Source organism: Nocardia sp. NPDC087230, from assembly GCF_044744725.1.
In the GTDB taxonomy this organism is placed as follows: domain Bacteria; phylum Actinomycetota; class Actinomycetes; order Mycobacteriales; family Mycobacteriaceae; genus Nocardia; species Nocardia canadensis.
In genome coordinates this window covers 221,888-247,498 of the sequence record NZ_JBIUYV010000002.1, presented here as the reverse complement: position 1 = coordinate 247,498, position 25,611 = coordinate 221,888, and the positions used below count along the sequence as shown (strand labels likewise).

29 protein-coding genes and 1 tRNA gene are annotated in these 25,611 nt (G+C 70.0%); 19 read left to right on the top strand and 11 right to left on the bottom strand.

Features of this window, described 5'->3' with window-relative positions:
• Window positions 1-67: 67 nt before the first annotated feature.
• Window positions 68-847, bottom strand: a complete 780-nt coding sequence (locus ACIO52_RS07325) for a metallophosphoesterase (RefSeq protein ID WP_316573483.1) — start codon at window positions 845-847, stop codon at window positions 68-70.
• 151 nt (window positions 848-998) lie between these two features.
• Window positions 999-1,442, bottom strand: coding sequence for a MarR family winged helix-turn-helix transcriptional regulator (locus ACIO52_RS07320; protein ID WP_218720783.1), 444 nt, complete (start codon window positions 1,440-1,442; stop codon window positions 999-1,001).
• Between the two features lie 61 nt (window positions 1,443-1,503).
• Between ACIO52_RS07320 and ACIO52_RS07315 the strand changes: the two genes are divergently transcribed.
• From ACIO52_RS07315 to ACIO52_RS07305, 3 genes are all read left to right on the top strand, one after another.
• Window positions 1,504-2,193 carry a TIGR03086 family metal-binding protein gene (locus tag ACIO52_RS07315; RefSeq protein WP_402642435.1) on the top strand — a complete coding sequence of 230 codons (690 nt, stop codon included), beginning with the start codon at window positions 1,504-1,506 and terminating at the stop codon, window positions 2,191-2,193.
• Entirely contained in the window at window positions 2,190-3,131 is a 942-nt protein-coding gene (gene sigJ / locus ACIO52_RS07310) for an RNA polymerase sigma factor SigJ (RefSeq protein ID WP_342802315.1), read from the top strand. The genes ACIO52_RS07315 and sigJ overlap by 4 nt, the downstream gene beginning before the upstream one ends.
• Window positions 3,132-3,211: 80 nt before the next feature.
• Window positions 3,212-4,447 carry an NAD(P)/FAD-dependent oxidoreductase gene (locus tag ACIO52_RS07305; protein WP_402642432.1) on the top strand — a complete coding sequence of 412 codons (1,236 nt, stop codon included), beginning with the start codon at window positions 3,212-3,214 and terminating at the stop codon, window positions 4,445-4,447.
• 70 nt (window positions 4,448-4,517) lie between these two features.
• Here the strand turns inward: ACIO52_RS07305 and ACIO52_RS07300 are convergent, their stop codons facing one another.
• The gene (locus ACIO52_RS07300; RefSeq protein ID WP_255588415.1) at window positions 4,518-5,288 is read right to left on the bottom strand and encodes an RluA family pseudouridine synthase; all 771 of its coding nucleotides are present in this window, start codon (window positions 5,286-5,288) and stop codon (window positions 4,518-4,520) included.
• A 41-nt stretch (window positions 5,289-5,329) separates the two neighbouring features.
• Window positions 5,330-6,322, bottom strand: a complete 993-nt coding sequence (locus ACIO52_RS07295; RefSeq protein ID WP_218720778.1) for an adenylate/guanylate cyclase domain-containing protein — start codon at window positions 6,320-6,322, stop codon at window positions 5,330-5,332.
• 272 nt (window positions 6,323-6,594) lie between these two features.
• Here ACIO52_RS07295 and ACIO52_RS07290 point away from each other — a divergent pair, with 272 nt between their 5' ends.
• The 4 genes from ACIO52_RS07290 to ACIO52_RS07275 all read left to right on the top strand — a co-directional run bounded on the left by ACIO52_RS07290 (window position 6,595) and on the right by ACIO52_RS07275 (window position 10,601).
• Window positions 6,595-7,470 carry an NAD(P)-dependent oxidoreductase gene (locus ACIO52_RS07290; protein ID WP_402642429.1) on the top strand — a complete coding sequence of 292 codons (876 nt, stop codon included), beginning with the start codon at window positions 6,595-6,597 and terminating at the stop codon, window positions 7,468-7,470.
• 128 nt (window positions 7,471-7,598) lie between these two features.
• Entirely contained in the window at window positions 7,599-8,258 is a 660-nt protein-coding gene (locus tag ACIO52_RS07285) for a GAP family protein (RefSeq protein WP_402642426.1), read from the top strand.
• 14 nt (window positions 8,259-8,272) lie between these two features.
• Window positions 8,273-9,964, top strand: coding sequence for a SulP family inorganic anion transporter (locus tag ACIO52_RS07280; RefSeq protein ID WP_308248613.1), 1,692 nt, complete (start codon window positions 8,273-8,275; stop codon window positions 9,962-9,964).
• A 127-nt stretch (window positions 9,965-10,091) separates the two neighbouring features.
• On the top strand, window positions 10,092-10,601 hold the full coding sequence (locus ACIO52_RS07275; RefSeq protein ID WP_218720798.1) for a pyridoxamine 5'-phosphate oxidase family protein: 510 nt from the start codon (window positions 10,092-10,094) through the stop codon (window positions 10,599-10,601).
• Here ACIO52_RS07275 and ACIO52_RS07270 read toward each other — a convergent pair whose 3' ends face one another.
• Window positions 10,602-11,300 (bottom strand): MerR family transcriptional regulator, encoded by a 699-nt coding sequence (locus ACIO52_RS07270; protein WP_316573489.1) that lies wholly within the window; start codon window positions 11,298-11,300, stop codon window positions 10,602-10,604.
• A gap of 60 nt (window positions 11,301-11,360) precedes the next feature.
• Between ACIO52_RS07270 and ACIO52_RS07265 the strand changes: the two genes are divergently transcribed.
• The 4 genes from ACIO52_RS07265 (at window position 11,361) to ACIO52_RS07250 (ending at window position 13,768) form a co-directional block, all read left to right on the top strand.
• Window positions 11,361-11,801 (top strand): DUF6194 family protein, encoded by a 441-nt coding sequence (locus tag ACIO52_RS07265; protein WP_316573490.1) that lies wholly within the window; start codon window positions 11,361-11,363, stop codon window positions 11,799-11,801.
• 45 nt (window positions 11,802-11,846) lie between these two features.
• The gene (locus ACIO52_RS07260; protein WP_402642419.1) at window positions 11,847-12,839 is read left to right on the top strand and encodes an AraC family transcriptional regulator; all 993 of its coding nucleotides are present in this window, start codon (window positions 11,847-11,849) and stop codon (window positions 12,837-12,839) included.
• A 162-nt stretch (window positions 12,840-13,001) separates the two neighbouring features.
• The gene (locus ACIO52_RS07255) at window positions 13,002-13,277 is read left to right on the top strand and encodes a hypothetical protein (protein ID WP_218720772.1); all 276 of its coding nucleotides are present in this window, start codon (window positions 13,002-13,004) and stop codon (window positions 13,275-13,277) included.
• Window positions 13,278-13,288: 11 nt separating this feature from the next.
• A complete protein-coding gene (locus ACIO52_RS07250; protein WP_218720771.1) occupies window positions 13,289-13,768 on the top strand; it encodes an iron chaperone in 480 nt (159 codons plus the stop codon).
• Here the strand turns inward: ACIO52_RS07250 and ACIO52_RS07245 are convergent.
• Window positions 13,716-14,015, bottom strand: a complete 300-nt coding sequence (locus ACIO52_RS07245; protein WP_218720770.1) for a chorismate mutase — start codon at window positions 14,013-14,015, stop codon at window positions 13,716-13,718. The genes ACIO52_RS07250 and ACIO52_RS07245 overlap by 53 nt on opposite strands.
• Before the next feature lie 74 nt (window positions 14,016-14,089).
• Here ACIO52_RS07245 and ACIO52_RS07240 point away from each other — a divergent pair, with 74 nt between their 5' ends.
• A complete protein-coding gene (locus ACIO52_RS07240; RefSeq protein WP_316573493.1) occupies window positions 14,090-14,683 on the top strand; it encodes a hypothetical protein in 594 nt (197 codons plus the stop codon).
• A gap of 8 nt (window positions 14,684-14,691) precedes the next feature.
• Here ACIO52_RS07240 and ACIO52_RS07235 read toward each other — a convergent pair whose 3' ends face one another.
• Both ACIO52_RS07235 and ACIO52_RS07230 read right to left on the bottom strand, forming a co-directional pair.
• The gene (locus ACIO52_RS07235) at window positions 14,692-16,017 is read right to left on the bottom strand and encodes a cytochrome P450 (RefSeq protein WP_218720768.1); all 1,326 of its coding nucleotides are present in this window, start codon (window positions 16,015-16,017) and stop codon (window positions 14,692-14,694) included.
• 210 nt (window positions 16,018-16,227) lie between these two features.
• Window positions 16,228-16,656, bottom strand: a complete 429-nt coding sequence (locus ACIO52_RS07230; RefSeq protein WP_316573494.1) for a Uma2 family endonuclease — start codon at window positions 16,654-16,656, stop codon at window positions 16,228-16,230.
• Between the two features lie 34 nt (window positions 16,657-16,690).
• On the opposite strand from ACIO52_RS07230, the gene ACIO52_RS07225 reads away from it, so the two are divergent.
• From ACIO52_RS07225 to ACIO52_RS07215, 3 genes are read left to right on the top strand one after another with little or no spacing between them, the layout of a single operon-like run.
• Window positions 16,691-17,362 (top strand): helix-turn-helix domain-containing protein, encoded by a 672-nt coding sequence (locus tag ACIO52_RS07225; protein ID WP_316573495.1) that lies wholly within the window; start codon window positions 16,691-16,693, stop codon window positions 17,360-17,362.
• Window positions 17,363-17,368: 6 nt separating this feature from the next.
• Window positions 17,369-18,370 (top strand): SDR family NAD(P)-dependent oxidoreductase, encoded by a 1,002-nt coding sequence (locus ACIO52_RS07220; protein ID WP_402642413.1) that lies wholly within the window; start codon window positions 17,369-17,371, stop codon window positions 18,368-18,370.
• The gene (locus ACIO52_RS07215) at window positions 18,360-20,012 is read left to right on the top strand and encodes an AMP-binding protein (RefSeq protein ID WP_402642410.1); all 1,653 of its coding nucleotides are present in this window, start codon (window positions 18,360-18,362) and stop codon (window positions 20,010-20,012) included. Before ACIO52_RS07220 ends, ACIO52_RS07215 begins: the two co-directional genes overlap by 11 nt.
• A 242-nt stretch (window positions 20,013-20,254) precedes the next feature.
• Here ACIO52_RS07215 and ACIO52_RS07210 read toward each other — a convergent pair.
• Window positions 20,255-20,327: transfer RNA gene (locus ACIO52_RS07210), tRNA-Arg, on the bottom strand.
• 342 nt (window positions 20,328-20,669) lie between these two features.
• Between ACIO52_RS07210 and ACIO52_RS07205 the strand changes: the two genes are divergently transcribed.
• Both ACIO52_RS07205 and ACIO52_RS07200 read left to right on the top strand, forming a co-directional pair.
• Entirely contained in the window at window positions 20,670-21,299 is a 630-nt protein-coding gene (locus ACIO52_RS07205) for a hypothetical protein (protein ID WP_402642407.1), read from the top strand.
• A 60-nt stretch (window positions 21,300-21,359) separates the two neighbouring features.
• On the top strand, window positions 21,360-22,484 hold the full coding sequence (locus ACIO52_RS07200; protein ID WP_402642404.1) for a hypothetical protein: 1,125 nt from the start codon (window positions 21,360-21,362) through the stop codon (window positions 22,482-22,484).
• Here ACIO52_RS07200 and ACIO52_RS07195 read toward each other — a convergent pair.
• On the bottom strand, window positions 22,398-23,183 hold the full coding sequence (locus tag ACIO52_RS07195) for a DUF1542 domain-containing protein (protein WP_255588411.1): 786 nt from the start codon (window positions 23,181-23,183) through the stop codon (window positions 22,398-22,400). The two genes, ACIO52_RS07200 and ACIO52_RS07195, sit on opposite strands and share 87 nt — an antisense overlap.
• A gap of 99 nt (window positions 23,184-23,282) precedes the next feature.
• On the bottom strand, window positions 23,283-24,422 hold the full coding sequence (locus tag ACIO52_RS07190) for an acyl-CoA dehydrogenase family protein (RefSeq protein ID WP_218720754.1): 1,140 nt from the start codon (window positions 24,420-24,422) through the stop codon (window positions 23,283-23,285).
• 72 nt (window positions 24,423-24,494) lie between these two features.
• On the opposite strand from ACIO52_RS07190, the gene ACIO52_RS07185 reads away from it, so the two are divergent.
• Window positions 24,495-25,094: a TetR/AcrR family transcriptional regulator gene (locus ACIO52_RS07185; RefSeq protein ID WP_402642401.1), complete on the top strand. Its 600-nt coding sequence runs from the start codon at window positions 24,495-24,497 to the stop codon at window positions 25,092-25,094.
• Between the two features lie 23 nt (window positions 25,095-25,117).
• On the top strand, window positions 25,118-25,501 hold the full coding sequence (locus ACIO52_RS07180; protein ID WP_218720752.1) for a metalloregulator ArsR/SmtB family transcription factor: 384 nt from the start codon (window positions 25,118-25,120) through the stop codon (window positions 25,499-25,501).
• Window positions 25,502-25,611 lie beyond the last annotated feature (110 nt).

Genomic DNA, 25,611 nt, shown 5'->3' with positions numbered 1-25,611 from the left:
GGGGTGTATGTGGCCGGTCTGTGACCTCGTGTAGCGGTTGTGTGAGGAAACCGGGGAGATCCCGAGCTCAGGCCGGTGGTTCGGCCAGCCAGCCACCCATCGCGACGGTGCGGAAATGGGTTGTGAGGGTATTGGTCTCGTCGATGACATGCAGCGCGATCGCCGGATCGGGGGCGTAGTCCATCACCTTGTGCGGCAGCGTCACCTCCCAGGCGCCGCCCAGTACGGAGGCCGTACTCGGGCAGGTCACCATGGGTTTTCCGGCGAATGTGGTCGCGATGGGGGAGTGCGCGTGGCCGGTCAGCACGCCGATGATGCGTGGATCACCGGCGACGACGGCGGCGAGGCGGTCCGGCTCGGCCAGCGCGATCACGTCCACGACCGGGCTGGCGACGGGTTTCGGCGGATGATGCAGGGCCACCAGGATGGGGCCGTCGGCCGGGGCGGCGGCCAGGGTCGCGCGCAGCCAGTCGAGGGTCTCCTCGCTCAGCAGGCCGCCCGCTTCGCCGGGGACGCTGGAGTCGAGCAGGATCGTGGTGAGTGGTCCGACGCGGTGGACGCTGTTGATCGGAGCGGACGAGGGGGCTTCGCCCAGCAGTTCGGTGCGGAAGGCGACGCGGTCGTCGTGGTTGCCCGGCAGCAGATAGACGGGGACGTCGGCGCGCAGGGCCAGGCGGGCTTCGGCGTACTGCTCCGGCTTGCCGGAGTCGGTGATGTCGCCGGTCACGAGGATGACGTCGGGCCTGCGGGGGAGGTCGGCCAGATAGGCCATCACCCGCTCCACGCGCTCGGTGTTGCGCGGGGTGAGGTCGAAGTGGGTATCGCTGAGCTGAGCCGCCAGGATCATCGGCAGTCGCTTTCTTCTCTGGGATCGCTCCGTTGCGTCAGAGTGTGCCGGTATGAGTCCTCGGCACCTCTCAAGGCTAGATGACCTGGGCTTATCCGTCTTCATGAGGCGTGCCACGACCGATAACCTCATCGGCGGTCTGTGTCATCGATCACGCGTCGGAGTTCGGCGTTCCGCTGCGTTCGGACAGCGTTTGTAGTACCCGCAGGAAGGTGCGCCGATCCTCGGCGGGGAGGTCGGCGAGCAGTCGCTGTTCCTGTGCCTGGATGTCGTGCTGGGCGCGGTCGCGCAGGCTCGCTCCGGCGGGGGTCAGCTGGACCAAATTGACGCGCCGGTCGGCCGGATCGGGTTCGCGCCGGATCAGGCCGCGGCGCTGTAGATCGTCGAGGACGGGGATGATCCTGGTCTTGTCCGCGCGGACCGCCTTGGCCAGCGCGGCCTGGGTGTGGACGGGCTGTTCGCCCAGTCCGAGCAGTACCGCGTAGGCCCACATGGTGAGGCCGTGCCGGTCGAGGACGGGTCGTTCCGCCTCCGTCAGCGCACGGCCGAGCGGCACGAGCATGGCCGCGAGGTCGGGTCGGGTCGCTTTCGGCATGGTCGAAATCTACCGGGGAGATCCCCTTGGCAGATGATAAGCAAAAGCATACGATCTGCGCATGCATACTATTTCGGAGGATCGACTGCTGCTCGCCCGGCATCAGCGCGCCGTCCGGTTGAGCGTCGAGGCGGTCGAGGCGGCCGCCGATGCCGCGCTGACCGTCGAGACACCCTGTGCCGGGTGGGATCTGCGCGCGCTGCTGGAACACATGGGCACCCAGAACCGGGGCTTCGCCGCCGCGGCGCGCGGCGCGGACGACCCCGCGGTGTGGGAGGTCCGGCGCGCCGCCGACCCGGTCGATGCCTACCTGCGCTCGGCCGACGAGGTCGTCACCGCCTTCGCCGAGCCCGGTGCGCCGGCCCGCACCCTCGCCCTGCCGGAGATTCCACCCGGCCGCTTCCCCGCCCCGACGGCACTCGGTTTCCATCTCGTCGACAGCGTCGTGCACGCGTGGGATGTCGCCCGATCCGTCGGCCGCACGGTCGATCTCGACCCCGACCTGGCCGCGACCGCACTGCGCGTGGCGATGGCCGTGCCCATCGGGAAGTCGCGGGAGCGTCCGGGCGCGGCCTTCGCTCCGGCGCTCGACGTGGCAGACGACGCGGCCACGCTCGACCGCATTCTGCGCGTCCTCGGCCGCTCGCCGGATTGGCGGCCGTCCCACCGTCCCGGCCGAGCGCGAGGCGTGCTCCGCGACCGGCGGTCGGGTGGCAGCGCACGACCCGAATGGCCGACCATAGGGGGATGACGCTCAGTACCGACCAGGCCGAGGTGTTCGAGGCCGCCCGTGGCCGCCTGGAGGCGATCGCCTACCGCCTGCTCGGCTCGGCCGGCGACGCCGAGGACGCGGTGCAGGACACCTACCTGCGCTGGCACGCGGCCGATCGGGACCGGATCGAGACGCCGGTCGCGTGGCTGACGAAGGTGCTCACCAATATCTGCCTCAACCAGCTCACCTCGGCCAGGGCCCGGCGGGAAACCTATGTGGGCCAGTGGCTTCCCGAGCCGGTGCTGGCCGGAGACCGCATGCTCGGTCCGGCCGACACCGTCGAGCAGCGCGAATCCGTCTCGCTGGCGATGCTCGCGGTGATGGAGCGGCTCTCGCCCAACGAGCGCGTGGTGTACGTGTTGCGCGAGGCGTTCGGGTATCAGCATCGCGAGATCGCCGAGATGCTCGAGATCGGCGAATCGAACTGTCAGCAGATCTACCGGCGGGCCAAGCAGCATGTCGGCGGGCGGTCCCGGGTCACGATCGACGCGGCCGCGGCGGAGCGGATCGTCGAGGAGTTCCTCGCGGCGGTGCTCAGCGGTGACACCGACCCGCTGGTGCGGCTGCTCGTCGACGACGCGGTCGGCATCGCCGACGGCGGTGGCCGGATCCCCGCCCGCAAGTCCCCGGTCCTCGGCGCGCTCGGCATCGCGCGCTACCTCAGCCAGGTGTTCCGCCCGACGCAGGCCAAACGCGCCTACGTCGGTGGCTCTCCGGTGTTCTACGCCTGCGTGGTCAACGGTGGTCCCGGTGCGCTGGCGATGGTCGGCGACGAGGTGATCGCCGTCGTCGGCCTCGACGTCACGCCCGACGGCATCGCCGGCGTCCAGATCCAGGTCAACCCGGAGAAACTGGCCCGGGTCGGCAGGCAGTGGGCGGCCGAGGGGCCGCACACCCCGCTCGATCTCGTGTGGTGACCCAGATCACATCGTAAGGCTGTCAGGGTTCGCGGGGCTGTCCGGTTCAGGAGGGGAGTCCATCCCGATAGGAGCGAGCCATGAAGCACCGCATTGTCGTCCTCGGCGCCGGGTACGCCGGAGCCATCGCCGCCGGACGTCTGGCGAAGCGGCTGCATCGCGACGACGTCGCGATCACCGTCGTCAACGCCGACGCCGATTTCGTCGAGCGGGTGCGGATGCACCAGCTCGCGACCGGGCAGGAGCTGCGCGAGCGCCCGCTGGGTGAGGTGTACGCGGGCACCGGCGTGCGGGTCGTGGTCGACCGGGTCACCGCGGTCGATGTCGAGCGCAAGCGAGTCGACCTCGCCGACGGCGATCCCCTCGACTACGACACCCTCGTCTACGCGCTGGGCAGCACCGGCGCCGATCAGGGCGTCCCCGGCGTCGCCGAGCACGCGCACAGCCTCGCCGGAAAGCAGTCCGCGCTGCGGCTGCGGGCCCGGCTGGCCGAGCTGCCCGCGGGCGCGCCGGTGGTGGTCGTCGGCGGTGGCCTGACCGGCATCGAAGCCGCGACCGAGATCGCCGAGGCCCGCCCGGATCTCGCCGTGTCGATCGCCGCGCGCGCCGGGGTCGGCGACTGGCTGAGCGACAAGGCCCAGCGGCACCTGCGCACGGTGTTCGACCGGCTCGGCATCACGGTGCACGGGCACGCCGACGTCACCCGCGTCACCGCGACCGCCGTGGTCGCGGGCGCCACGGAGATCCCGGCGGCGGTGACCGTGTGGACCGCGGGTTTCGCGGTGCACCCCATCGCCGCGGCCACCACGCTGACGGTCTCCGACACCGGCCGCGTCGTCGTCGACGCCACCATGCGCTCGGTCTCGCACCCCGACGTGTACGCCGTGGGCGACGCCGCGCTCGCGGACGGACCCGCCGGTGTGCCGCTGCGGATGGCGTGCGCCACCGGCAGCCCGATGGCCTGGCGGGCCGGTGACGCCATCGCCGCCCGCCTCACCGGTCGACCGGTCCCCGACGAGCAGATCGGCTATGCCACCCAGTGCATCAGCCTGGGCCGCCGCGACGGCATCCTCCAGAAGGTGACCTTCGACGATCAGCCCACCTCGACCGTGCTGACCGGCCGCCTGGGTGCCCGCGTCAAGGAGTTCATCTGCGCGGGCGCCGCCTGGAGCGTCGGCCACCCGACCTTGATGATGCCGAGCCGTCGGCGACGGATCGTCACGACCGCTGTCGAGGCCGACCAGCTCGTCGCTCCGTGCGGCGGCGACGTCGGTGACCCGGCCGCTCGCCTCGGTACTCGGCCCGCGGCCGGTTGATCGGACGACCGCGTCCGGTCCGGCTTCCCGCCGCGACCGGACGGCCCGGCTGGCTCGGACTCCCGCCGGCTCAGCCGACCAGGTCGGCCAGCCGCTCGGACGCGGTGCGCAGCAACCGCTCCGCCGCGTCCGGGTCGGCGGCCAGCGGTGTCCAGAAGTCGGGGCCGGGGGTCGCTTGCAGGTCGAGCACCGGTGGGGTAAGCCAGTCGGCGTCGAGGCCGAGTCGCCAGGAGTGCAGGTGGGTGCGCGGGAAGACGGCGGTGCGGTCGAAGAGCGGGTCGCCCAGGATCGGGTGGCCGATCCAGGCCAGCTGCACCCGGATCTGGTGGCGGCGGCCGGTGACCGGCGCGACGGCGAGCAGTGTGTGTTCGCCGTGCCGGGCGACCGTGGCGAACCTGGTGCGCGAGGGATAGTTCTTCGTGGGCAGCAGGTCGGCGTCGTCGACGGACCACCGCTCGCCGACGCGGCGGATCGCCTCGCGTGGGGCGGCGATCCGCACCCGGTTCTTGCGCCCGACGCTCAGTGGCAAATCGAGTTCGCCGCGCTCGGGCAGATCGGTGCCGGAGACGATCGCCAGGTACGCCTTGCGTGCGGTCTGCTTGGTGAACTGCCTGGTCAGTTGACCGTGCGCGGCCAGATCGATGGCCAGCAGGACCAGTCCCGAGGTGACCTTGTCGATCCGGTGCACCGGGTACAGCTGCGTGCCCGCCGCCTGCGCCAGCTCGACCAGGTCGGTGTCGTGGCGCTCCCCGGTCACCGAGATCCCGGCCGGCTTGTTCAGCGCCAGCACCGCGTCGTCGGCGAACACGGTGTACTGCTCGCGCACGCTCTGCCAGTCCATCTCCACGTCGACACCCTAGAGAATGGTGTGCGGCCCGGCGGTCAGGAGGCCGGGCGCAGTCGGTGCGGGCGCAGCCGGTTGAAGCCGCGCACCCGCACGCTGCGCAGATGCCGGATGGCGAAGTCGCGGTGGCCCGCGAGCGCCTCGGCGGCGGCGTCGTCGATCAGGATGTTGCCCGGCCTGGCGACACCGGTGAGCCGCGCGGCGATATTGACCACCGAGCCGTACAGGTCGCCGAAGCGCTGCAACACCTCGCCGTAGGCGAAGGCGACCCGCAGTTCCGGTGTGCCGCCGACCAGCATCGTCGATTCCTGGATGGCGAGCGAGATCCGGGCCGCGTCCTCGGCGGTCTCGGCGGCGAACATCACCTCGTCGCCGACGTTCTTGATCACCCAGCCGCCGTTGTCGGTGATCGCGGAGGTGGTGGTCGACTCGAAAGCCTCCAGCAGCGTGGACAATTCGTCGGGGTGCAGGTGCCGGGTGAGCCGGGTGAAGCCGACCATGTCGGCGAAGCCGACGGCCAGCGTCCGCGTCGAGTCCTCCCCGGTGGTGGCGTCCGCCGACCGCGCGACCGCGGCCGCCAGATGCCTGCGCCACACATAGGACTGCAACTGCTCGATGCTCGCCATGGTGGATTCGGTTGCCGCCCTGACCCGTTCGTCGAGCGGCAGCGCCGGATCGGCCGCCGCGGCGCGCGCCTTGATCTCGGCCAGTACCAGGTCGGCCTGCCATTCGGCCAGGCGCGCCATGCCCTGGCCGATGGTGCGCGCGGCCGCGGCTTGCTGCCGGATATCGGAGGCGGCGACGACGTTCATGCTGCGGAAGTTGGTGACCGAGGTGATGTCGATCTGGGTGTAGTCGACCTGGTCGTCGTCGGTGGCCGGGAAGCCGAGCGCCGTCCACAATCGCCGCGACTCCGCCTCCGGCACACCGGACTGTTCGGCGACCTGCGTGCGCGTGTAGCGCCGCGGTCCGCCGAGGAGCGCTTCCTCCACATTGCGCTGCACCAGCTCGGTCAATTCGGCATCCGACATGAGCGAAACTCTACGACGCGCGCTCCGACCGCAGGTCAGGCCGACGTGACCTTGGCGATCTTCACAAATCCCCGCGCGTCGCACCTGGCCCGTCCAGGCCGCGGTGACACCTGGCACACCGCGCCCGTCGCCCCGGCGCTGAGCTGGAGGTTTACCTGGAGGTGCGCAACTGACGGCAAAAGTGCGTACTTGTCGGCCCGCGCGGCGCGCGCCGACACTCGGGATCACCGCGGTGCTCACCCCGAGTCCCGCGCTGTGGATCGGAGTCGCAGATGACCTCAGCGGACAAACCGCCGGTGACCGTGCTCGGCATCGGCTCGATGGGCGGCGCGCTCGCCGCCGCCTTCCTCGCCGCCGGTTACCCGACGCACGTGTGGAATCGCAGCCCCGACCGCGCGACCGCCCTGGTCGCCGCGGGCGCGACCGCCCACCACGACATCGCCGACGCGATCGCGGCGGGCCGAGTAGTCATCGCCTGCCTGACGAGTTTCGCCGCCACCCACGAGAGCATGGCGACGGCCGCCGGGACGATCGCGGGCCGTGACGTCATCACGCTCAACAGCGGGACACCGGCTCAGGCACGGGAATTCGCGCGGTGGGCGCACGCTGCGGGCGCCCGGTTCCTCGGCGGCGCGATCAAGAATGTGCCCGCGGCGGTCGGCCTGCGCGACACCCTGCTCTACTTCGGCGGCGACCGCGCGGTCTTCGACACCCATGCCGACACCCTGCGCGTGCTCGGCGGCGAGCTCGACTTCCTCGGCGCCGAACCGGATCTCGCCGCGCTCTACGAATACGCGGTCGGCGCCACCCTGCTGCCCGCGCTGCTCGGCTTCGTCGAGGGCGCCGCGGTGCTGGCCTCGCGGGGGCTGCCCGCGCGCACGATGGTGCCCTACTCGGGGAAGTGGCTGCGGATGATCGAGTCGCTGCTGCCGATCCTGGCCGGGGAGATCGACGACAAGGACTACACGCGGCTCGGCTCGAGCGTCGCGTTGTTCCACACCGTCGTCGAGGACGACCCGCGGCTGGCGGCCGAGACCGGCGTCGACCTGTCCTGGCACGCGACCATGCACGAACTGCTGCGCCGCGCCGTCGACGAGGGCCTCGGCGACCAGAGCATCACCGCTGTCTACGAACTGCTCGCCGCCTGATCAGCGCAGCACGCTGTACACCAGCACCTTCGCCGCCGAGTGGGGGAAGACCGGCCGGTCGGCGTCGACGCCGATCTCACCCACAATGTGTGACGCGTCCAGCGCCCGGCCCGACCTAGCGTGACCGCATGGGCTCAGTCATCGGTGATCTGCTTCCGCTGGCCGTGGGTGTGGCGATCTCGCCGATCCCCATCGTCGCGGCCATTCTCATGATCCTGTCCAAGAACGCGGGCGGCGCGGCGAAGGGGTTCGCGGCCGGCTGGGTCGGCGGGATTCTGATCGTGACCGTCGTGGTGACGCTGCTGGCCGGGTCCCTGGGCGACTCGGGCGACAAGGAACCGTCGGCGGTGGCGTCCTGGGTCAAGATCGTGCTGGGCGTACTGCTTCTGGTCCTCGCGGCCGAACAGTGGCACGCGCGCTCCGACACCGCGGTCCCGGCCTGGATGCAGGCGATCGACACGCTCACCGTGGTCAAGGCGGCCGGGCTCGGCGCGCTGCTGTCGGGAGTGAATCCGAAGAACCTGCTGCTGTGCCTGTCGGCGGGCGTCGTCATCGGTTCGGCGGGGCTGAGCGTGGGCGGTGACGCCGTCGCGATCGTGGTGTTCACCCTGCTCGCCTCGACGACCGTGCTCGCGGTGGTCGTCGGCTACGCGCTGGCCGCTGACCGGCTGGGACCCGCCCTCGACAGCGCCCGGCAGTGGTTGCAGGCCAACAACCACGCCGTGATGGCGATCGTGCTGCTGGTGATGGGCGCGGTCGTCGTCGGCAAGGGCATCGGCGGACTCTGAGGTAGGGGCTCGTCGTGCGCACACCACCGATCTTCGAATCGCTGCACGGGTATCGGCGCGCGTGGCTGCGGCCCGACATCGTCGCCGGGCTCACCGTCTGGGCGGTGCTGGTGCCCGAAGCGCTCGCCTACGCCTCGATCGCCGGGGTGCCGCCGGTGGTCGGTCTCTACGCGGCGGTGCCCGCGCTGGTCCTGTACGCCCTGGCCGGGAGTTCGCGGCACCTCGTCGTCGGCCCGATGTCGGCGACGGCGGCGCTGTCGGCGGCCATCATCACCCCGCTGGCGGGCGCCGACGCCGGGCACTACCTCGCGTTGTCGACGGCACTGGCCATCGCCACCGGCCTCGTCGGCCTGCTGGCCGGGCTGATCCGGTTGGGATTCATCGCCGCGTTCATCTCCGAGCCGGTACTCAAGGGGTTCATCGTCGGGCTGGCCCTGACCATCATCATCGGCCAGGTACCGAAGCTGTTCGGCATCGACAAGCACGACGGCGACTTCTTCGAGCAGGCCTGGGGTGTGCTGAGCGATCTCGGCCAGACCCAGTGGCGCACACTGCTGATCGGGCTGCTCAGCCTCGCGGTCGTCCTCGGCCTGCGGCGCTGGCTGCCGCTGGTACCCGGCTCGCTGCTGGCCGTGCTGCTCGGCATCCTCGCGGTGCGGTTGTTCGGGCTCGACGACAAGGGCGTCGACATCGTCGGGCACATCGACGCGGGTCTGCCGTCGATCGGGCTGCCGTCCGGTGTCGGCTTCGACGACTACCTCGACCTGCTCGGACCCGCCGTCGGCGTGCTGCTGATCGGCTTCGCCGAGGGGCTCGGCGCGGCGAAGACCTATGCGGCCAAAGCGGGCTACTCGATCGACGCGAACCGGGAACTGTTCGGCCTCGGCGCGGCCAATCTCGGGTCCGGCCTCGGCTCGGGGATGGTCGTCAACGGCAGCCTCTCCAAGACCGCCGTGAACGGCGGGGCGGGCGCGAAAACCCAGGTCAGTGGGCTCGTCGTCGCCGTGTTGACCGTGCTCACGCTGCTGTTCCTGACCGGGCTGTTCGAGCAGCTGCCCGAGGCGACGCTGGCCGCGGTGGTCATCGCCGCGGTGATCGAGCTCGTCGACATCGCCGCCCTGCGCCGCCTCTACCGGGTGTGGACCCAGCTGCTCGCCAGCATCTACGGCCCGGTCGCGCGCGCCGACTTCCTCGCGGCCATCGCCGCCATGTTCGGGGTGCTGCTCTTCGACACCCTGCCCGGGTTGCTCATCGGTATCGGTGTCTCGGTGCTGCTGCTGGTCTACCGAGCCTCGCAGCCGCACGTGGCCGCGCTCGCGAAACAGGGCACCCTGTGGGTGGATACGGCCCGCCACCCCGAGCTGACCCCGCGTCCCGACCTGCTGGTGGTGCGCGTGGAGTCCGGCCTGTTCTTCGCCAACGCCGAGCATGTGCGGTCGCGGATCGAGAGCCTGTGCACCGACGCCACCCGCCTGGTGGTGCTCGACGCCGAGACCTCACCCGCCCTCGACGTCACCGCCACCGCCATGCTGCTCGACCTGCGCAACGCCCTGGCGCACCGCCGCATCGACTTCCGCATCGCCCGCTCGGTGGCCCAGTTCGGCGCAGTCCTCGGCTCGGCCGAGGCGGGCGACACCCCGATCGGGATCTACCCGACCGTCGCCGCCGCGGCCGCCGACCTCCCCGAGCACCCACCGGTGCGCTAGCGCCCGGACACGATCGGCTGGAACGGGATCCACCCGGGAGCAGCGGTAGATCCGCGGCTTCGGGCTCGTCGGCGCGGACGGCTCGGTATGGTCGGCGGGAATGGTCGTGGCCGGAAAGGTGGATGTGGTGGGAATCAAGCAGCGGGCCGTGGTGCAGATGAGCGCGGACGAGATCGCGGCGTTTCTCGACCGCAGCCGGGTGCTCACGCTGGCCACGCTGAATGCCGACGGGAAACCGCATCTGACGGCGATGTGGTTCGGGCACATCGACGGTGTCCTCTACTTCGAGACCAAGTCGAAGTCGCAGAAGGCGGTCAACCTGCGGCGCGATCCCACCATCACCTGTATGGCCGAGGCCGGCGACACCTACGACCAGTTGCGTGGGGTCTCGATCGAGGGCACCGCGCACCTGATCGAGGACACCGAGGACGAGGAGTACTGGAAGGCGGGCATCGACATCTACGAGCGGTATGTCGGGCCGTACAGCCCCGAGGTCAGGCCGTTCGTGGAGGCCATGATGAACAACCGGATCGTCGTGCGGGTCGAGCCGACGCGCGTGCGGTCCTGGGACCATCGCAAGCTGGGGCTGCCCGCCATGCCGATGTCCGGCAGCACCGCGGAAACACCCGCGCCCTGATCAGCCGGCGAGCAGGTCGCGCAGCGCCGCCGCACCGTCGAGGAGAGCGAGTGAGCGGGCGGTGATCGCGGAATCCCTGGCGGCCAGCGCTGCTCGGATCTGGCCCGAGTGCCGCCGTAACTCCGGCATGACCGCCCGCACCTGCGCGACCCGGTAACCCGCCCGCCGCAACTGGTGGACGATGCGCGCGTCACGAACCTGCGCGGGGGAGTAGTGCCGACCCGACGACCTCCGATCGGGCACCACCAAACCCTCGGCGTCCCAATGCCGCAGCGTCGAGGTCCGCAGCCCGAGGGCCGTGGCCAGCTCGGCGATGCTCATCGCGTCGGATCCGCGCACGTCGGTGATCGGTTCCGCCGCAATGGCTTCGGCGGCCTGCCGGGCCAGCGCCAACTCGGCGCGTTCGGTGTGCAGGCCGGTGTGCGCCGCGTCGAGCAGCGCCAGCGTGGCTGCCCGATCCCCGGCGTGCGCGGTTCGCATGATCCGCTTGGCCTCGACCGGCCCGACTCCCGCCGCGAGCGCTCGGTAGGCGAGCGCCGAGCGCGCATGGATCTCGCGATAGCCCCGATGCCCGCCCGGCGACCGGTCGGCGGGCGGCAGCACACCGTCGCGTTCGAGATTGCGCACCTGCTGGACCGAGTACCCCGCGCGCCGCGCCACATCGATCGTGCGGCCGACAGGTGAGTTGAGGTTTACCACCAGAAACTCCTCGTCATCGGCGGAAAGTCCACACAAGCGCTTCAATGAGACGCTCGAATCATGACATCAGACGAGATCATCGAGTACGTGACCGGCCTCGGCGGCGTCCTGCACCTCGCGCCGGGCCCCGGCGGCGAATGGCCCGAGATCAGCTGGGGCGACTCGTTCTTCTACTACGCCCCCGACGGCGTCGTCCCGGCCACCACCCAGCCCTTCGCCACCGTCGTGACCAAGGACTACCCGGACGACCGGAGCTCGCGCCTCGACCGCCCCGACACCTTCCGGGTCAATATCGCCGCGGGCCGGGAGGCGTTCGGCGCGTGGGCCGACCACCAGGCCGACCCGAGCGTCGACGACACCGTGATCGCCCACCCGGTCTACGCCGCGGCCAACTGGCTCGCCGTCGTGAATCCCGGCGAGCGCACCGACGCGGTCGTCCGCGACCTTCTGCGTTCCGCCCACGACCGGGCGCGAATCCGTTTCGACCGCCGGACACGCTGAGAACGGTTCTGTTCGCCACTGAGAATCGGTGCCAACATGGACCGCATGGACGAGGACGAGGTCGTCGTTGGCGGCCAACAGATGTCGACGGCCGAGGTGTCGCCACACGAGTCGTTCGATCTCTGGACGTCGATCATGAGCGAGTCGGTGCTGCCGTGCTCCATGGAGCCGCTCGGTGACGGGCCGTTCTACGGTGCCCTGACCCCGAAGGTCACGGCCGAGCCGATCTCGATGGCCATCGCGGCCAACTCGGCCGAGCTCGCTCGCCGCACTCGGCGCCATATCGCCCGCGCGCCGGCGCCGTACGCGCTGGCCTGCCTGACCCTGTCCGGCATCAGCGAGGTCTCCTGCGGCGATCACTACCTCCGCGCTCCCGCCGGAACGATGTTCATCGTCGACGGGGAGCGCCCGCAGGAGGCGCGAACCTCCGACTACCAGGGGCTGCTCGTCCGGGTCTCGAAGGAGGCGCTGATCCGGTCCTCCGGGCTCGGCGAGGCCGCTTTCCCGTCGGTGACGGTAGTCGAGCCGGTCGCGCACGGCGCGCTGGTCATCGAGTATTTCCGGCGGCTGGCCACCCTGTCGCCGGAGACGCTCGGCGTCGTCCAGTTACTCGACGCGGGGATCGAACTCCTCGGCGCCGCGCTGGCCATCGACAACGACAAGCCGCCCACGGCGCCCTCCGGCCGAACCCTCGATCGCGCGTATCTGCTCGGGTACCTGCGGGACAATCTCGCCGACCCGGATCTCACCGCGCAGCGGATCGCGGCGGCGTGCGGGATGTCGCGGCGCAAGCTGTTCCGGGTGATCGGGGACGAGGGCGGCCCGACCACGCTGCTGCGCGCGATGCGTGTCGATCGCGCCCGCGAGCTGCTCACCTCGGCGCCGGAGCGAACGGTGTCGTCGATCGCGCGCGCGTGCGGATTCACCAGCGACCGGAACTTCTATCGGGTCTTCCGTGGCGAGACCGGGATGACACCCGCCGAATACCGGCAGTACATCGTGTCCCGGCCGTTGCCGCCCGGACTCGCCGGCGGTTGACGCATTCGTGCGAACGATGTGGCACTTTTGGTCGCTATCCGGTAGCTGCTGTCGGTTCCGGCGTCGGTCGAGTCTCGCCTCACCTGGTTCGACGTCTCGGCGCGGTACCGTTCAGTTGCCAGTTCAGATGCATTTCCGGGTGGGTTCCCGAGAGGGGATGGCATGACTGTCGACGATCGTTTGCTACGCACCGGCTCCCGGCCGCGAGCAACCAAGTGGTCCCTCGGCCCGGTCGAGCTGACGACCGGTGGGGTCGTGCTGACCGCCGCCGGTCTGGCGATGATCGGCCCGCTGATCGCGGCTCTGCTGATCCACCGCAGTGGGGGGCCCGGCGCCGACGCCGCCGCGACGACACCGCTCATCCTGCTGACGATCGCGATCGTCCTGGCGCTGTCCGCCGGCATCGCGTTGTTCGTGACCGCGAGCCGCCGCCGCTGAGAGGAAGTCACATGCCCACGTCGAAGTCTGGCAGCGCCGCCGGGTTCTCCGCCGAGGAACGCGCCGCGATGAAGGAGCACGCGCAGGAGCTGAGAACGGCGGCCAAGCGGGGCAAGACGTCCAAGGCCGACGGCGAGGCCGACCTGCTCGCCAAGATCGCCGAGATGGCCGAACCCGACCGCTCCATCGCGACCCGCATCCACCAGATCGTGATGACCACCGCCCCCGACCTCACCCCCAAGACCTGGTACGGCCAGCCCGCCTGGGCCAAGGACGGCAAGGTCGTCTGCTTCTTCCAGGCCGCCGCCAAGTTCAAGACCCGCTACGCCACCCTGGGCTTCAGCGACGCCGCCACCATCGACGACGGCACCATGTGGCCCACCGCCTTCGGTCTCACCGCTCTCACCGCAGCCGATGAAACCCGCATCGCCGCCCTGGTCAAGAAGGCTGTGAGCGGAACTTCTCGTGCTCGGCCAGCTCCATCTCGATGAACGCGCCGACCATCGCGCGCCAGATCGTCTCCGCGATATCCGGCGTGAGCCCGGCCGCTTCCGCGCGCTCGCGCACCGAGGCGATCAGCTGGGCGAACCGGTCCGGCGCGCGGACGGCGTGCTCGTCGCGCTTGAACGTCGCCGCCGTGCGCACGAGTTCCTGCCTGGCCGCGAGGAGTTCGATCACGGTGCTGTCGATCGCGTCGATGCGGGCGCGGACCTCGGCGAGGGAAGTCGGAGTACTCACGGCTGGCGACAGTAACAGCCGAACAAGCCTGCGGTAGCGGGGTTTTTGTCGCCGCTCGATGGCACGATGCCGGTGTGGGTGACTATTTCGAACGGATCATCGACGTCGAGGTCGCCGCGGACGACGCGGGCGCACTGGCCGAACAGACGGTCGACTGGATGGTCTCGCGTGGCTGGCTGCTGCGCGAGACCTCGCGCGACACGATGTACAGCCTCCAGGTCGACGAAGGCTATCGGCCGGGCCCCGAGTGGTCGCGGATCACCCAGGAGTGGGGCGCGGACTGGATGCCGGGCCCGGTCGCCGTCATCGTCGGCAGGTACCCGCACTTCGCCGGCCAGGGCGCCATCGAGCCCTCCGCCGCCGACTGCCCGCACTGCCGGGCCACCACCGTGATCATCGACTACCCGCAGCGGTGGGAAGCGGACAAGGCGGTCTGGCAGCCGTTCGCCGACGCCATCGACGCCTGGCGCGACACCGGCGCCGGCGCGGTGACCTGCGTTTCCTGCGGCACCGCGAGTCCGGTCACCGACTGGGAGTGGGCCGACGAATTCGCCCTCGGCGCCCTGGCTTTCGACTTCTGGGGCTGGCCGCCGCTCACCGACGAGTTCGTCGCCGAGCTGGGTGCCCGACTCGGCCATCGAATCGGGCACCACAGCGGCAAGTTCTGACGGCGCCGTCAGCTCTGGGTCGCACCGTCCCCGGTGGAGGCGGGCACCACGTCCGCCGACTGACTCAGTACCGCGGGCATGCGATCGAAACCGTGCAGGGTCGACAGGCCACGACGGCGCGGTTCGCCGTCGAGCCGCAGGTCCGGGAAGCGTTCGAACAGGGCGGGCAGTGCGTTGATGCCTTCGAGCCTGGCCAGGCTCGCGCCGATGCAGGCGTGCACGCCGCTGCCGAAGGCGAGATGCTCCTTGGCGTTGGCGCGGGTGACGTCGAACCGATGCGGATCCTCGAACTTGGCCGGGTCGCGGTTGGCGCCGGCCAGCGACATGATCACCGACTTGCCCGGTTGCAGCGGCGCGCCGCCCAGTTCCACCGGTTCCAGCACGCGCCGCGCGGTCAGCTGCACCGGCGGCTCGAACCGCAGGATCTCCTCGATCGCGTTGGGCCAGTGCTGCGGCTCGGCGCGCAGGAGTTCGAGCTGGTCGGGGTGGGCCAGCAACAGCGGAATCGCGTTGCCGAGCAGGTTCATGGTGGTCTCGAAGCCCGCGCCCATCAGCACGTTCGCGCTGGCCATCAGCTCGGTGGTGTTCAGCTCGCCGGAGGTCACCAGGGTGCTGAAGATGTCGTCGCCGGGGTCGCGGCGCACCTTCTCGATGTGGTCGGCCAGGTAGGTCTTCATCGCCGCGGTCGCGGTCATCGCGCGCTGGTGCGTCTCCCAGGAGATGCCGACATCGAGCAGCGGCGTGACCACTTCGCCCCAGGCCAGGAACATCTCGCGGTCGGAGTCCGGGAACCCGAGCATCTCGCCGATGACGGCCACCGGGACCTGCGCGGCGAATTCGCTGATCAGCTCGGCCGATCCCTTCGCCTCGAGCGCGTCGAGCAGTTCGGTGGTGACCTCACGCACCCGATCGCCCAGCCGGGACACCGCGCGCGGGGTGAACGCCGAGGCGACCGGCTTGCGCAGCCGGCTGTGCTCGGGCGGGTCCATCATGAACATCGACGGCGCTTCGATCGGATTGGGCGGCAACTCGATCGACTCGACATAGCGGCGAATCGGCCCCGGCAGCATCGGATCGATCGGGGTCCGCACGCCGAAGCGCCGGTCACGCAGGATCTCCTTGCACAGTCCGTGTTCGAAGACGGCGTACCCGGTCTTGACGGTCTGCACCCCGCCGTCGCCGCGCAGCTGATCGATCAGCGTGTACGGGTCGTTGCGGCCTTCGTCGCCACTGAGCAACTGCGCGAACGTGTCTCCCTTGCGGTGCAGGGCCATCAGCCCCAGCCGCGGCAACCCGTGCTCAGCCGCCCATCGGACCGCATACCCTACGTTCATCAAACCCTCGATCCATCGCACGGAACTCGCAACGCGACGCCTCGACGCCCGAACCGCCGGATCGAACCCGCACGGTCCCAACCTCTTTCAGCACCACAGATGCCGACCGTCGCAGTTCAGCAGTCTTCCACGCTGGGTAGTCCCGCGCACCGTTTGTTTCGCGAACATCCCGCGACTGCTGAGCGCGGGTTCGTCCAGCCTCAGCGGCTCCTAGCCGGCGGCCTGAAATCCGGCTTCACTGGTCACGTCGGTGTCGGAGACGCTCACCAGCCAGTACCAGGGGATTCCAGCCGCGGCGTACTCACTCATCTTCTCGAGCCGGTCTGTCTTGACGGGGCTCGGTGAGATGACCTCGACGGCGATCTTCAGGTGGCGCGCAGGCACCGGCCGCACATCGGCCGGCACGAACTCGAACAGCGCGACGTCGGGGCCATGTGCACTCTGGCCGCGGCTTCGAGTATCGCCAGCAACCGGTGCGCGCCGATGACATCGGCCACCTATCCATCCGGCGGATCGGAGTCGGGCGTACTCGAGACGGCGCCGCGAGCACGGGGTACGAGGCAGCAGTCTCGTCGGCGCAAAGTTTGAATACCGTTCAGAAAGTCCTTGACTGTGCTGCGTACGGCTGCCTACTCTCACAGTTATTGAATCTGATTCATAAATTGGAGGTCGGATGGGCGTCAATCGGCGTGGCGAAGCGTCGCGCGCGGCGCTGCTGGCGGCGGGCAAGGCCGCGTTCAGTAGCGACCGCTACGAGGAGGTCTCGATCGTGGACCTGGCGCGCTCGCTCGGTGTCGCCGCCGGTTCGATCAGCTACCACTTCGGCGGAAAGCGGGGCTTCTACCTGGCCGTTCTCGAACAGGCCGCCGAGGAGTTCTGGGGTGACCTGCTGGCGATGCGCGGCCCCGCGCTGGACCGGCTGACCCGCGGCATCGACCGATTGCTCGACGAGGCCGAGCAACAGCCGCGAGCCTTCGAAGCGCTGTTCGCCGACGTGGCCGACGCTGAAGTGCGCCAGATTCGTGACCGCCACCAGATCCGCCTGACCGATGCGCTGGTCGTCGAGGTCACCGGGTCGGACTCCTCGCCGGTGTTGCGTGCCGCGATCAGCGGGTTCGTGTCGTTCATCGAGGGGCTGGTGCTGCATTGGACGCGCACCCGCGATATCAGCCGCGACCAGGTCAAAGACCTCGTCGTCGGCAACATGTTCGGCACGGTGCTGGCCGCGCTGCGCACCGACCCGAGCATCGAGCTGACTCAGCGGGCCATCGACGCCGCGCTCTCCGATCCCCAAGCCGTGGCCTTCCTGGGCCCCCTGTCCACCGTGTCGAAGTCGATGGAGTGATCACCCATGTCCGAAGTGCTGCCCACCGGTCCCTCGCGGATCGTCGAGACGCCGCTCGCGCGAGCGGTCGCATGGGTCATCGGTCCTCGCGGGTTACGCAGCCGAGCCGCCCTGCGTAGCGAGGTCGAGGGCAAGGTGGTCGTGATCACCGGGGCGTCGTTCGGTGTCGGTGCGGCGACCGCCCGGTGGTTCGCCGCTGCGGGTGCCCGGGTGGTTGTCGCGGCCCGGTCGATGGATCGGCTGCTCGAGGTGGCCGAGGATATCAACGCCGCCGGCGGCGAGGCCTATCCGTACCGCCTCGATCTCACCGACGAGCAGTCGATCGCGGAATTCGCCGCAGCGGTGCGCTACGACTTGGGCGAGGTCGACGTCCTCATCCACAATGCGGGCAAGTCGTTGCGCCGTTCGATTCACCTGTCCTATGACCGGCCCAAGGACATCGCCGCGACGTCCGGCGCCAACTACCTCGGACCGATGCGGCTCACGCTGGCCCTGCTGCCGGGCATGCGAGCCCGCGGCAGCGGCCACATCGTGAACGTCTCCACCGTCGGGATCATGTTCCCCAACGCCCCCAAATGGGGCTTCTACCTGTCGTCGAAGCTGGCCTTCGACTGGTGGATGCGCGCGGTCGGCGCTGAAGCCCGCGCTGACGGAGTCACCCTGACCACCTTCTACGGCGGCCTGCTGCATACCCGGATGAGCGCGCCGAGCCGCTGGATGCGCGTGCTGCCCGGTCAGACACCGCAGGACGCGGCGAAGGTCCTGGCCAAGGCCGTCGTGAAGAAGCCGCGAACGATGACCCCGCTCTACGGCTTTCCCTCCGCGGTGATCGCTACCGTGTTCCGGCTACCGCTGGAAGTGCTGATGGAACGGGTCTTCCGCAACCTCGGTGACACCGAGGCCTCGCTGTCGCGGCTGCGGCCGCCGACCCGGGGCGAGCCGGCCTTGTCGAATGTCACCGATTCCGCCGGTGGCGATCAGGAACAGGTGCGCACGAATGCCCGGTGAGCTGACCCAGAGCCTGCGTCAATGGGGTTCGGCGTTACCGGCGGTCGTTGCTTCGGGCATGCTCGCCCCGGTAGGCCCGCGCAAAGCCGTGGCGTTGGCGCGCGGCCTCTACCGGTTCGGGCCGACCCCGGCGATGTTGCTGGCGGCCAGCGCGATTCGTCACCCGGACAAGATCGCGATCATCGACGACGCCGGACAGCTGACCTATCGGCAGTTGCAGCAACGTGCCGAAGCGATCGCCGCGGCGCTGTACGCCGCGTGCGCGAGCCCGCCGATGTCGGTGGGCATCCTCTGCCGCAACCATCGCGGGTTCGCCGAAGCGATGGCCGCAGGTGCGCAGCTGGGTGCGGAGTTGATCTTCATCAACACCGAGCTGCCCGCCCCGCAGCTGCACGCCGTCCTGGCCCGGCACAACCCCGACGTGCTGATCTACGACGACGAGTACGCCGCCGCCGTCGCGAAGGCCGACTACCAGGGCATGCGGGTGCTGGCGTGGCGCGAACCGCACGCCGACGACGCCGGACTGACGACGCTGGGCGAGCTGGCTTCCCGCAGTCACCCGCGCCCGCCGCGCGTTCGCCACGCGGTCAAGATGACCCTGTTGACCTCGGGCACCACCGGGCTGGCCAAGGGTGTGCCGCGAGCGGTGAAGCCGACCGCGATCGTGGCGCTCACACTGACCGCGATGGCGATCCTGCGACTGCGGTCCACCGACCGGGTGCTGGTCGCGCCGCCGATGTTCCACGGCTTCGGATTGTTGTCGCTGCTCGGTCCGCTGGCCCTGGGAGCGACCGCGATCTGCCGCCGTCGCTTCGACGCCGCTACCGCGCTCGACGACATCACCCGTCATCGAGTCACCGTGGTGATGGCGGTGCCGGTCATGCTGCAACGGCTGCTCGCCGTGCCGGAACTTGCTGAAAATGCTTCGGCACGTTCGGCATTGCGGATCATGGTCACCGGCGCCGCGCCGATCTCACCGACCACCATCGCGAACCTGATCGACGCCTTCGGACCGATCCTGGTCAATGGGTACGGCTCGACCGAGGCGGGCCTGGTCACGATCGCCACTCCCGCCGACCTCGTCGCCGCGCCCGACACCATCGGCCGGGCCGCGCTCGGGGTGTCGGTCCGCGTTCTGCGCGGTGACCGCACCGAAGCCGCGCCGGGAGAGGTCGGTGAGATCTTCGTGCGCAGCGGTCTGGAATACGCCGGATACACCCCTGACCCCGCGGCGAAAGTCTCGGTCAAGGAGGTCGTCGACGGGCATGTCTGCACCGGCGACATGGGCCATTTCGATGCGCAGCGCAGGTTGTTCATCGACGGCCGTGCCGACGACATGATCGTCTCCGGCGGGGAGAACATCTTCCCCGGCGAGGTCGAGGACCGCCTCGCCACTCACTCCGGCATCACCGACGCGGTCGTGATCGGCGTTCCGGATCCCGAATTCGGGCAAGTCCTCAACGCCTTCATCGTGCTCGGACCCGAGGCGGTCGCGCCAGGAGAGGACGCGCTCAAACAGTTTGTGCGTGATGGGCTCGAGCGCTACAAGGTGCCCAAGCGATTCGTCGTGCTCGACGAGATCCCGCGAAACGCCAGCGGCAAGGTCCTGCGGGCGAAATTGCAGGCCCCGGCCGGGTCCTGAACCGCCGCTCCGCTCGAACGGGAAGATGTCCGACGCTCCCGCCTGCAACTCGATGGTGATGATCTGCCGTCCGCGCTGGTCCTGTTCGACGCGCAGCGGGTCGCAGCCGAGTCGCCACGGCATCGGATAGACCGCGTTGGCGGTCAGGAGGCCCTTGTCGTCGAGTATCGGGGCCTTCTCGGTGGGTACTGGGTGACGGCCTGTGCGGCCATCCAGAGTGACCTGACCTGCGGAAATTCTTGTGCCCTCGGCAGGATTCGAACCTGCGACACCCGCTTTAGGAGAGCGGTGCTCTATCCCCTGAGCTACGAAGGCGGGGTTGGTCGGGGTCGGGGTGGGGCCCGGTTCGACCGTGCCGAGTATAGCGTGCGGGGGCTGGGGGGTAGCAAAGCTGGGACGGGGTGCGCGGTGTCGGCGAACACGGCGACACGCTGATCTGAAACGGGTGTGGGCCCCTGAGGTGGGGTTTCGGTGTTCTAGCGTTCCCGGTGGCTTCCGCCCGGCCTGGTCGGGCATTCGTGCACGCACTGACTTTCTGTCTTCTCGCGAGGAGTACGTGGTCATGGTTGTGGGGTCCCGCTTACGGCGGCACGGCGCGTCGAGTCGCGCCGTGCCGCCGGGGTTGTCCGTGTCGATCGGATGGCTCGGCGTGCGCAGGTGGTGAGGGCGCGCGTGCTGGCCGCGGCGGTGTGTGTGGGGCTGGGCGGGTGCGCGGTCGACGGCGGGCTGGTCGATCCGGATTCGGCGTCGTCGCAGGTGGATCGGGCTGCTGCGGCGCGCGCCGAGGCGATCGAGGGCGCGAGCGCGGCGACGCAATCGACCATGCTCGCGTTCTATCGGTCCGTCTGTTCGCTGCAGACCCGATATCGGGCGGAGCTGAAAGCGGCCGAGCGCGAAGCCGGGGCGCTCACGCCGGCGCAGTATCGCGACACGGCGGCGATGATCCTCGGTGGCCGGGCCGCCGCGGCCGACGGTGCGCGCGATACCGCCGACCGGCTACCGATCCCGGACCTCTACCCCGACGAATGGCGCTCCGCGCGGGGGGAATTGGTCGGGCTCTTCGAGCGGCTCGGGCAGGCGGACCGCGCGCGGGCGGGCGAGATGGGCGGCGTGGATATCGCCGATACCGATCGGCTGCGCGGCGTCGCCAGGGATCTGCTCGCCGCCTCGGCACAGCAGATCGAGAACGAGAATCCGCGGATCAGGGTGGTCGCCCAGCGACTACCCGCGTCCAAGCAGGTTCGGCGGGACGCGGGGGAGTTGTCGGAGTGCCGCACGCCCAGCTGACGGGCGCGGCTTGTCGCCGACCGGAAGAACCAGTACTGACGAGACAGGAAGGAGTGGGTGATGCGCGCGGCCGGCTACGTCCGTGGTGTGTTGCTGACCGGCATGGTGTTCGCCGCGCTGTCGATCGCCGGCGTGGCCGCCGCCGAGGACACTCCGACCGCCCAGCACCTCCCGCTGGTCACGGCCGTCGGCCCGGACCTGTCGCCGCCGATCCTCGACGCTCTCCTGCCGGAGCTCGGACGATCCACCACGGAAGACGCGGCAGCAGGAGATGTTCCGTCATGGGAACTCGGACCGCCGTCGGCTGACCTGGGCCCCACGCTGGACCTGGTCCTCCCGAAGGGTTCATCGCCGGTCGAGCCGATCCTCTCGCTGCTCACCACGTTCGGGTTCGCGCTACCCGGCCAGGCCGAACCGACTCGGCCCACACCCGGTGCCGATCCCGTGGAGTCGGACCCCGCCGAGCCGTCCGTGGCGACCGGTCCTGCCGAGTCGGCAATCGGGGATGGTCCTGCGGACTCGGGCGATGCGGCCGAACGCGCGGTCGTCAACACGGGGGGCGTGGCGAGTGGCGGCCAGTCCTGCCCTGGGGAACTCTCGCCTGTGGACCCGGTGGGCGACGTACCCGGCGGCTCGGTCTGCCCCGCCGCGGTCGGCTACGGCCGGGCTGACCTCGATGCGGTCGCCACGATCCAGGTCGAGCCTCGGATGGTCCTGGCGGAGGTCGAGCCTCGGATGGTCCCGGCGAAAGTCGAGACCTGCATGGTCCCGATGCAGGCAGAGACCCGGAAGGTCCCGCCGCAGGTCCAGGTTCGGAAGTGTCCGGCGCAGGGCGGACTATCTGCGGCCGGTGTGCCCCCGCTCTGGGCGGACCGAGGCGATCCGATCGCCGCCGGCCGACTGTTACCCGGCATCCGGGTCGAGGCGGTGGTTACCGCGCGCAGTCGTGCCGACGGTCGGCACCGGCACGACGTGAGCTGCGACATGAGCCCAGACCCGCATGGCCGCAACATGATTCGTCGTGGCGTGGTGCCCCCGTCGCATCCCGGCCCCGGCTATCTCGGTGGCGCCAGGGCAGGTCCCGGCCCGCCGCCTGGTTCAGAACGCGTCGAATCCACCGCCGCTGTCGAACCCGCCGCTGTCGTATCCACCCTCGACACCATCGGAGCCGCCCCACCCCTCTGAATCCTGACCCGGGTCGTACCCCGGATCCTGGCCGACCTCGCCCTGGTCGAGTGCCGCTTCGCCGGTGCCGTCCTCGAAGGCCTGGGCGTCGTAGCCGACTCCGGACATCCCGGCGAACAATGTCGTGAACAGCAGTGCCGAACCGGCGCCCCAGGCGCCGGCGATCAGCGCGGGCTTCCACCACGGCTCCGAATACCACCCCGCGGGGACCGGCCGTCCGGCCACACGCCCGCCGGGGTAATAGTTCGGCGTGCCCTGGGAGGGGGTGGGGGAAGCGGCGATGCGGCGACCGTTGTGCTCGACGACCCGTTGCTGGTCGACCTGTCCCGCGATGTCCTGACCATCGAGGGCCGGTACCGGCGGGCCCGGGTCCATATTCATCGCCGTGCGCGCAGCCCGGATGTAATAGAGCCCTTCCACTGCCGTCTGCTTGGCCAGGCGGGCCTGGACGGGTGAGTTCGCCCTGTCCATCTGCCCGCCCGCGGCGTTGTAGCGTTCGGACGCGTCGGCCAGCGCCTGCCGGGCCGCTTCGTTGCGCGGCGACAGCTGGTACACCTGGCCGCCGAGCCGTTCGATCGTCACTCTGGCATCGGCCTGCGCTTCGTCGAGTTCGCGCGCGGTCCGCTTGTTCTGCTCGGCGCGCAGATACAGCAGCGCGACCACGCACACGACGACGATCACGATCAACCACCACAGCATCGCGCACCTCTTTCGCCCGAGGTCTCGAGACGCCGTCCAGTTTACTGGCCGGTTGCCGGAACGGGCTGAGGCTGTGTGATCAGCGCGTTGCGGGGTAGCTCACCCGGCGAGATGGCGTGCGATCACCAGGCGCTGGATCTGGTTGGTGCCCTCGAAGATCTGCATGACCTTGGCCTCGCGCATGTAGCGCTCCACCGGGAAGTCCTGGGTGTAGCCGTAGCCGCCGAAGACCTGGACCGCGTCGGTGGTCACCTTCATCGCGGCGTCGGTGGCGACCAGCTTGGCGACGCTGGCCTGCCGCGAGTACGGCAGTCCGGCGTCGCGGCGGCGCGCGGCGTCGAGGTAGGTGGCGCGGGCGGTGTCGACGGCGGCGGCCATGTCGGCGAGGACGAAGCCCAGACCCTGGTGGTCGATGATCTTGCGGCCGAACGCCTCCCGCTCCTTGGCGTAGGCCACGGCCTCGTCGAGCGCGCGCTGGGCGACACCGGTGGCCACGGCGGCGATGCCGAGGCGGCCCGCGTCGAGGGCGCTGAAGGCGATCGACAGGCCCTGGCCCTCGTCGCCGATGCGGCGTTCGGTGGGCAGGAAGGCGTCGTCGTAGGCGGCGGTGGTGGTGGGGATGCCGCGCAGGCCCATCTTCTCCTCGGGCTTGCCGAAGCTCAGGCCCGCGGTGTCGGCGGGGACCAGGAAGCAGGAGATGCCGCGCGAGCCCTCGCCGGTACGGGCGAACAGGGTGTAGAAGTCGGCGCGGCCGCCGTTGGTGATCCACGCCTTGGTGCCGGTGAGCCGGTAGCCGCCGTCGACCGGGGTGGCGCGACAGCGCAGGGCGGCGGCGTCGGAGCCCGCGTGTGCCTCGGACAGGCTGTAGGCGCCGATGGTCTCGCCGGAGAGCATGCTCGCCAGCCACTGCTGCTTCTGCTCGTCGGTGCCATAGGTGAACAGCGGATGGCAGGACAGGCCGTGCACGCTCACCGCGACCGCGACGGCGGCCCAGCGGCTCGCCAGTTCCTCGAGCACCTGCAGGTAGACCTCGTAGGGCTGCGCGCCGCCGCCGAATTCCTCCGGATACGGCAGGCTCAGCAGCCCGGCCGCGCCGAGAGCGGGGAAGACACCATCGGGGAAGACGCCGGTCTTCTCGCTCTCGGCGACGCGCGGTTCGAGCACCTTGTCGGCGATGTCGCGGGTCAGCTCGATCAGCTCGCGCGCTTCGTCGGTGGGCAGCATCCGGTCAACAGCCATGCTCGACACAGTACGTCCAGCACTGAATTGCGTGCAAGGCAGCATGGAATTTTCACCCTCTATACTGGGTCGATGCCCGAGCTGCCACCGAACAAGCATCAGGAGAAGAGTCTGCGAACGCGGACCCTGCTGCTCGATGCCGCGATCGAGAGCCTGGCCGAGGTCGGCTACGCGGGGGCCTCGATCGCCGACATCACCGCCAGGGCCGGGGTCACCCGGGGCGCGCAGCTGCACCAGTTCCACACCAGGAGCGAGCTGTTCGCGCAGACCATCGGACATCTCACCGAGCGGCAGCGAGAAGCCATGCAGCGCAAGGCCAAAGCCCTGCCGGGGGACAGCGCGGCGGGCGCGGTGCTGGTCGAACTGGTCACCGCGACGTTCGCCGGGCAGCTCGGCCGCGCCGCCGTCGAGCTCTACGTCGGCATCGCCAACGATCCGCCGCTGCGCCGGGAGATGCTGCGCGTCCAGCACGAGCTGACCGTCGAGTTGCTCGACCGCTGCGCCGGGCTGATCGACCCCGCGATCACCCGCGAGCGGCTGGAGAGCACCTTCTGGCTCACCATCAATCTGGTCCGCGGCGCCACTCTCGACGAGTTGGTCGGGCGCGACCGGGTCCGCCGCAAGCAGGTGCTGGCCGACTGGACCGCGCTGGCCGACCTCGCCTTGCGCTGACCGGCCGGGCCTATCATCTGCGCATGAACGCAGACGGCGACCCGGTCCGCGCACCACTGGCCGAGGACCAGGTGGGGCTGGTCGTCGAGGTCTTCCGGATGCTCGCCGATCCGACCCGGGTCCAGGTGCTGTGGGCGCTGGCCGACCGTGAATTGTCGGTGAACGAACTGGCGACCGAGGTCGGCAAGCCGGGGCCGTCGGTGTCGCAGCATCTGGCCAAATTGCGGATGGCGCGGCTGGTGCGCACCCGTCGGGAGGGCACCACGATCTATTACAGCCTGGAGAACGACCACGTCCGCAGGCTGGTGGTCGACGCGGTGCACAACGCCGAGCACGCGGGCCCCGGTGTGCCCGCGCATCATCGCGGCCCCGACGCGCAACCGCCGCACCGCACGCAAGAGGGCTGACGCTGAACACACCGTTCACCAGGAAAAGTTACGCTGGGAAACGGTTGCCGCCCGCGCTCCCTTCGGTAGCATCCGCTTGTGACGTGGCTCATGCCGCGGCGAGACCGAAG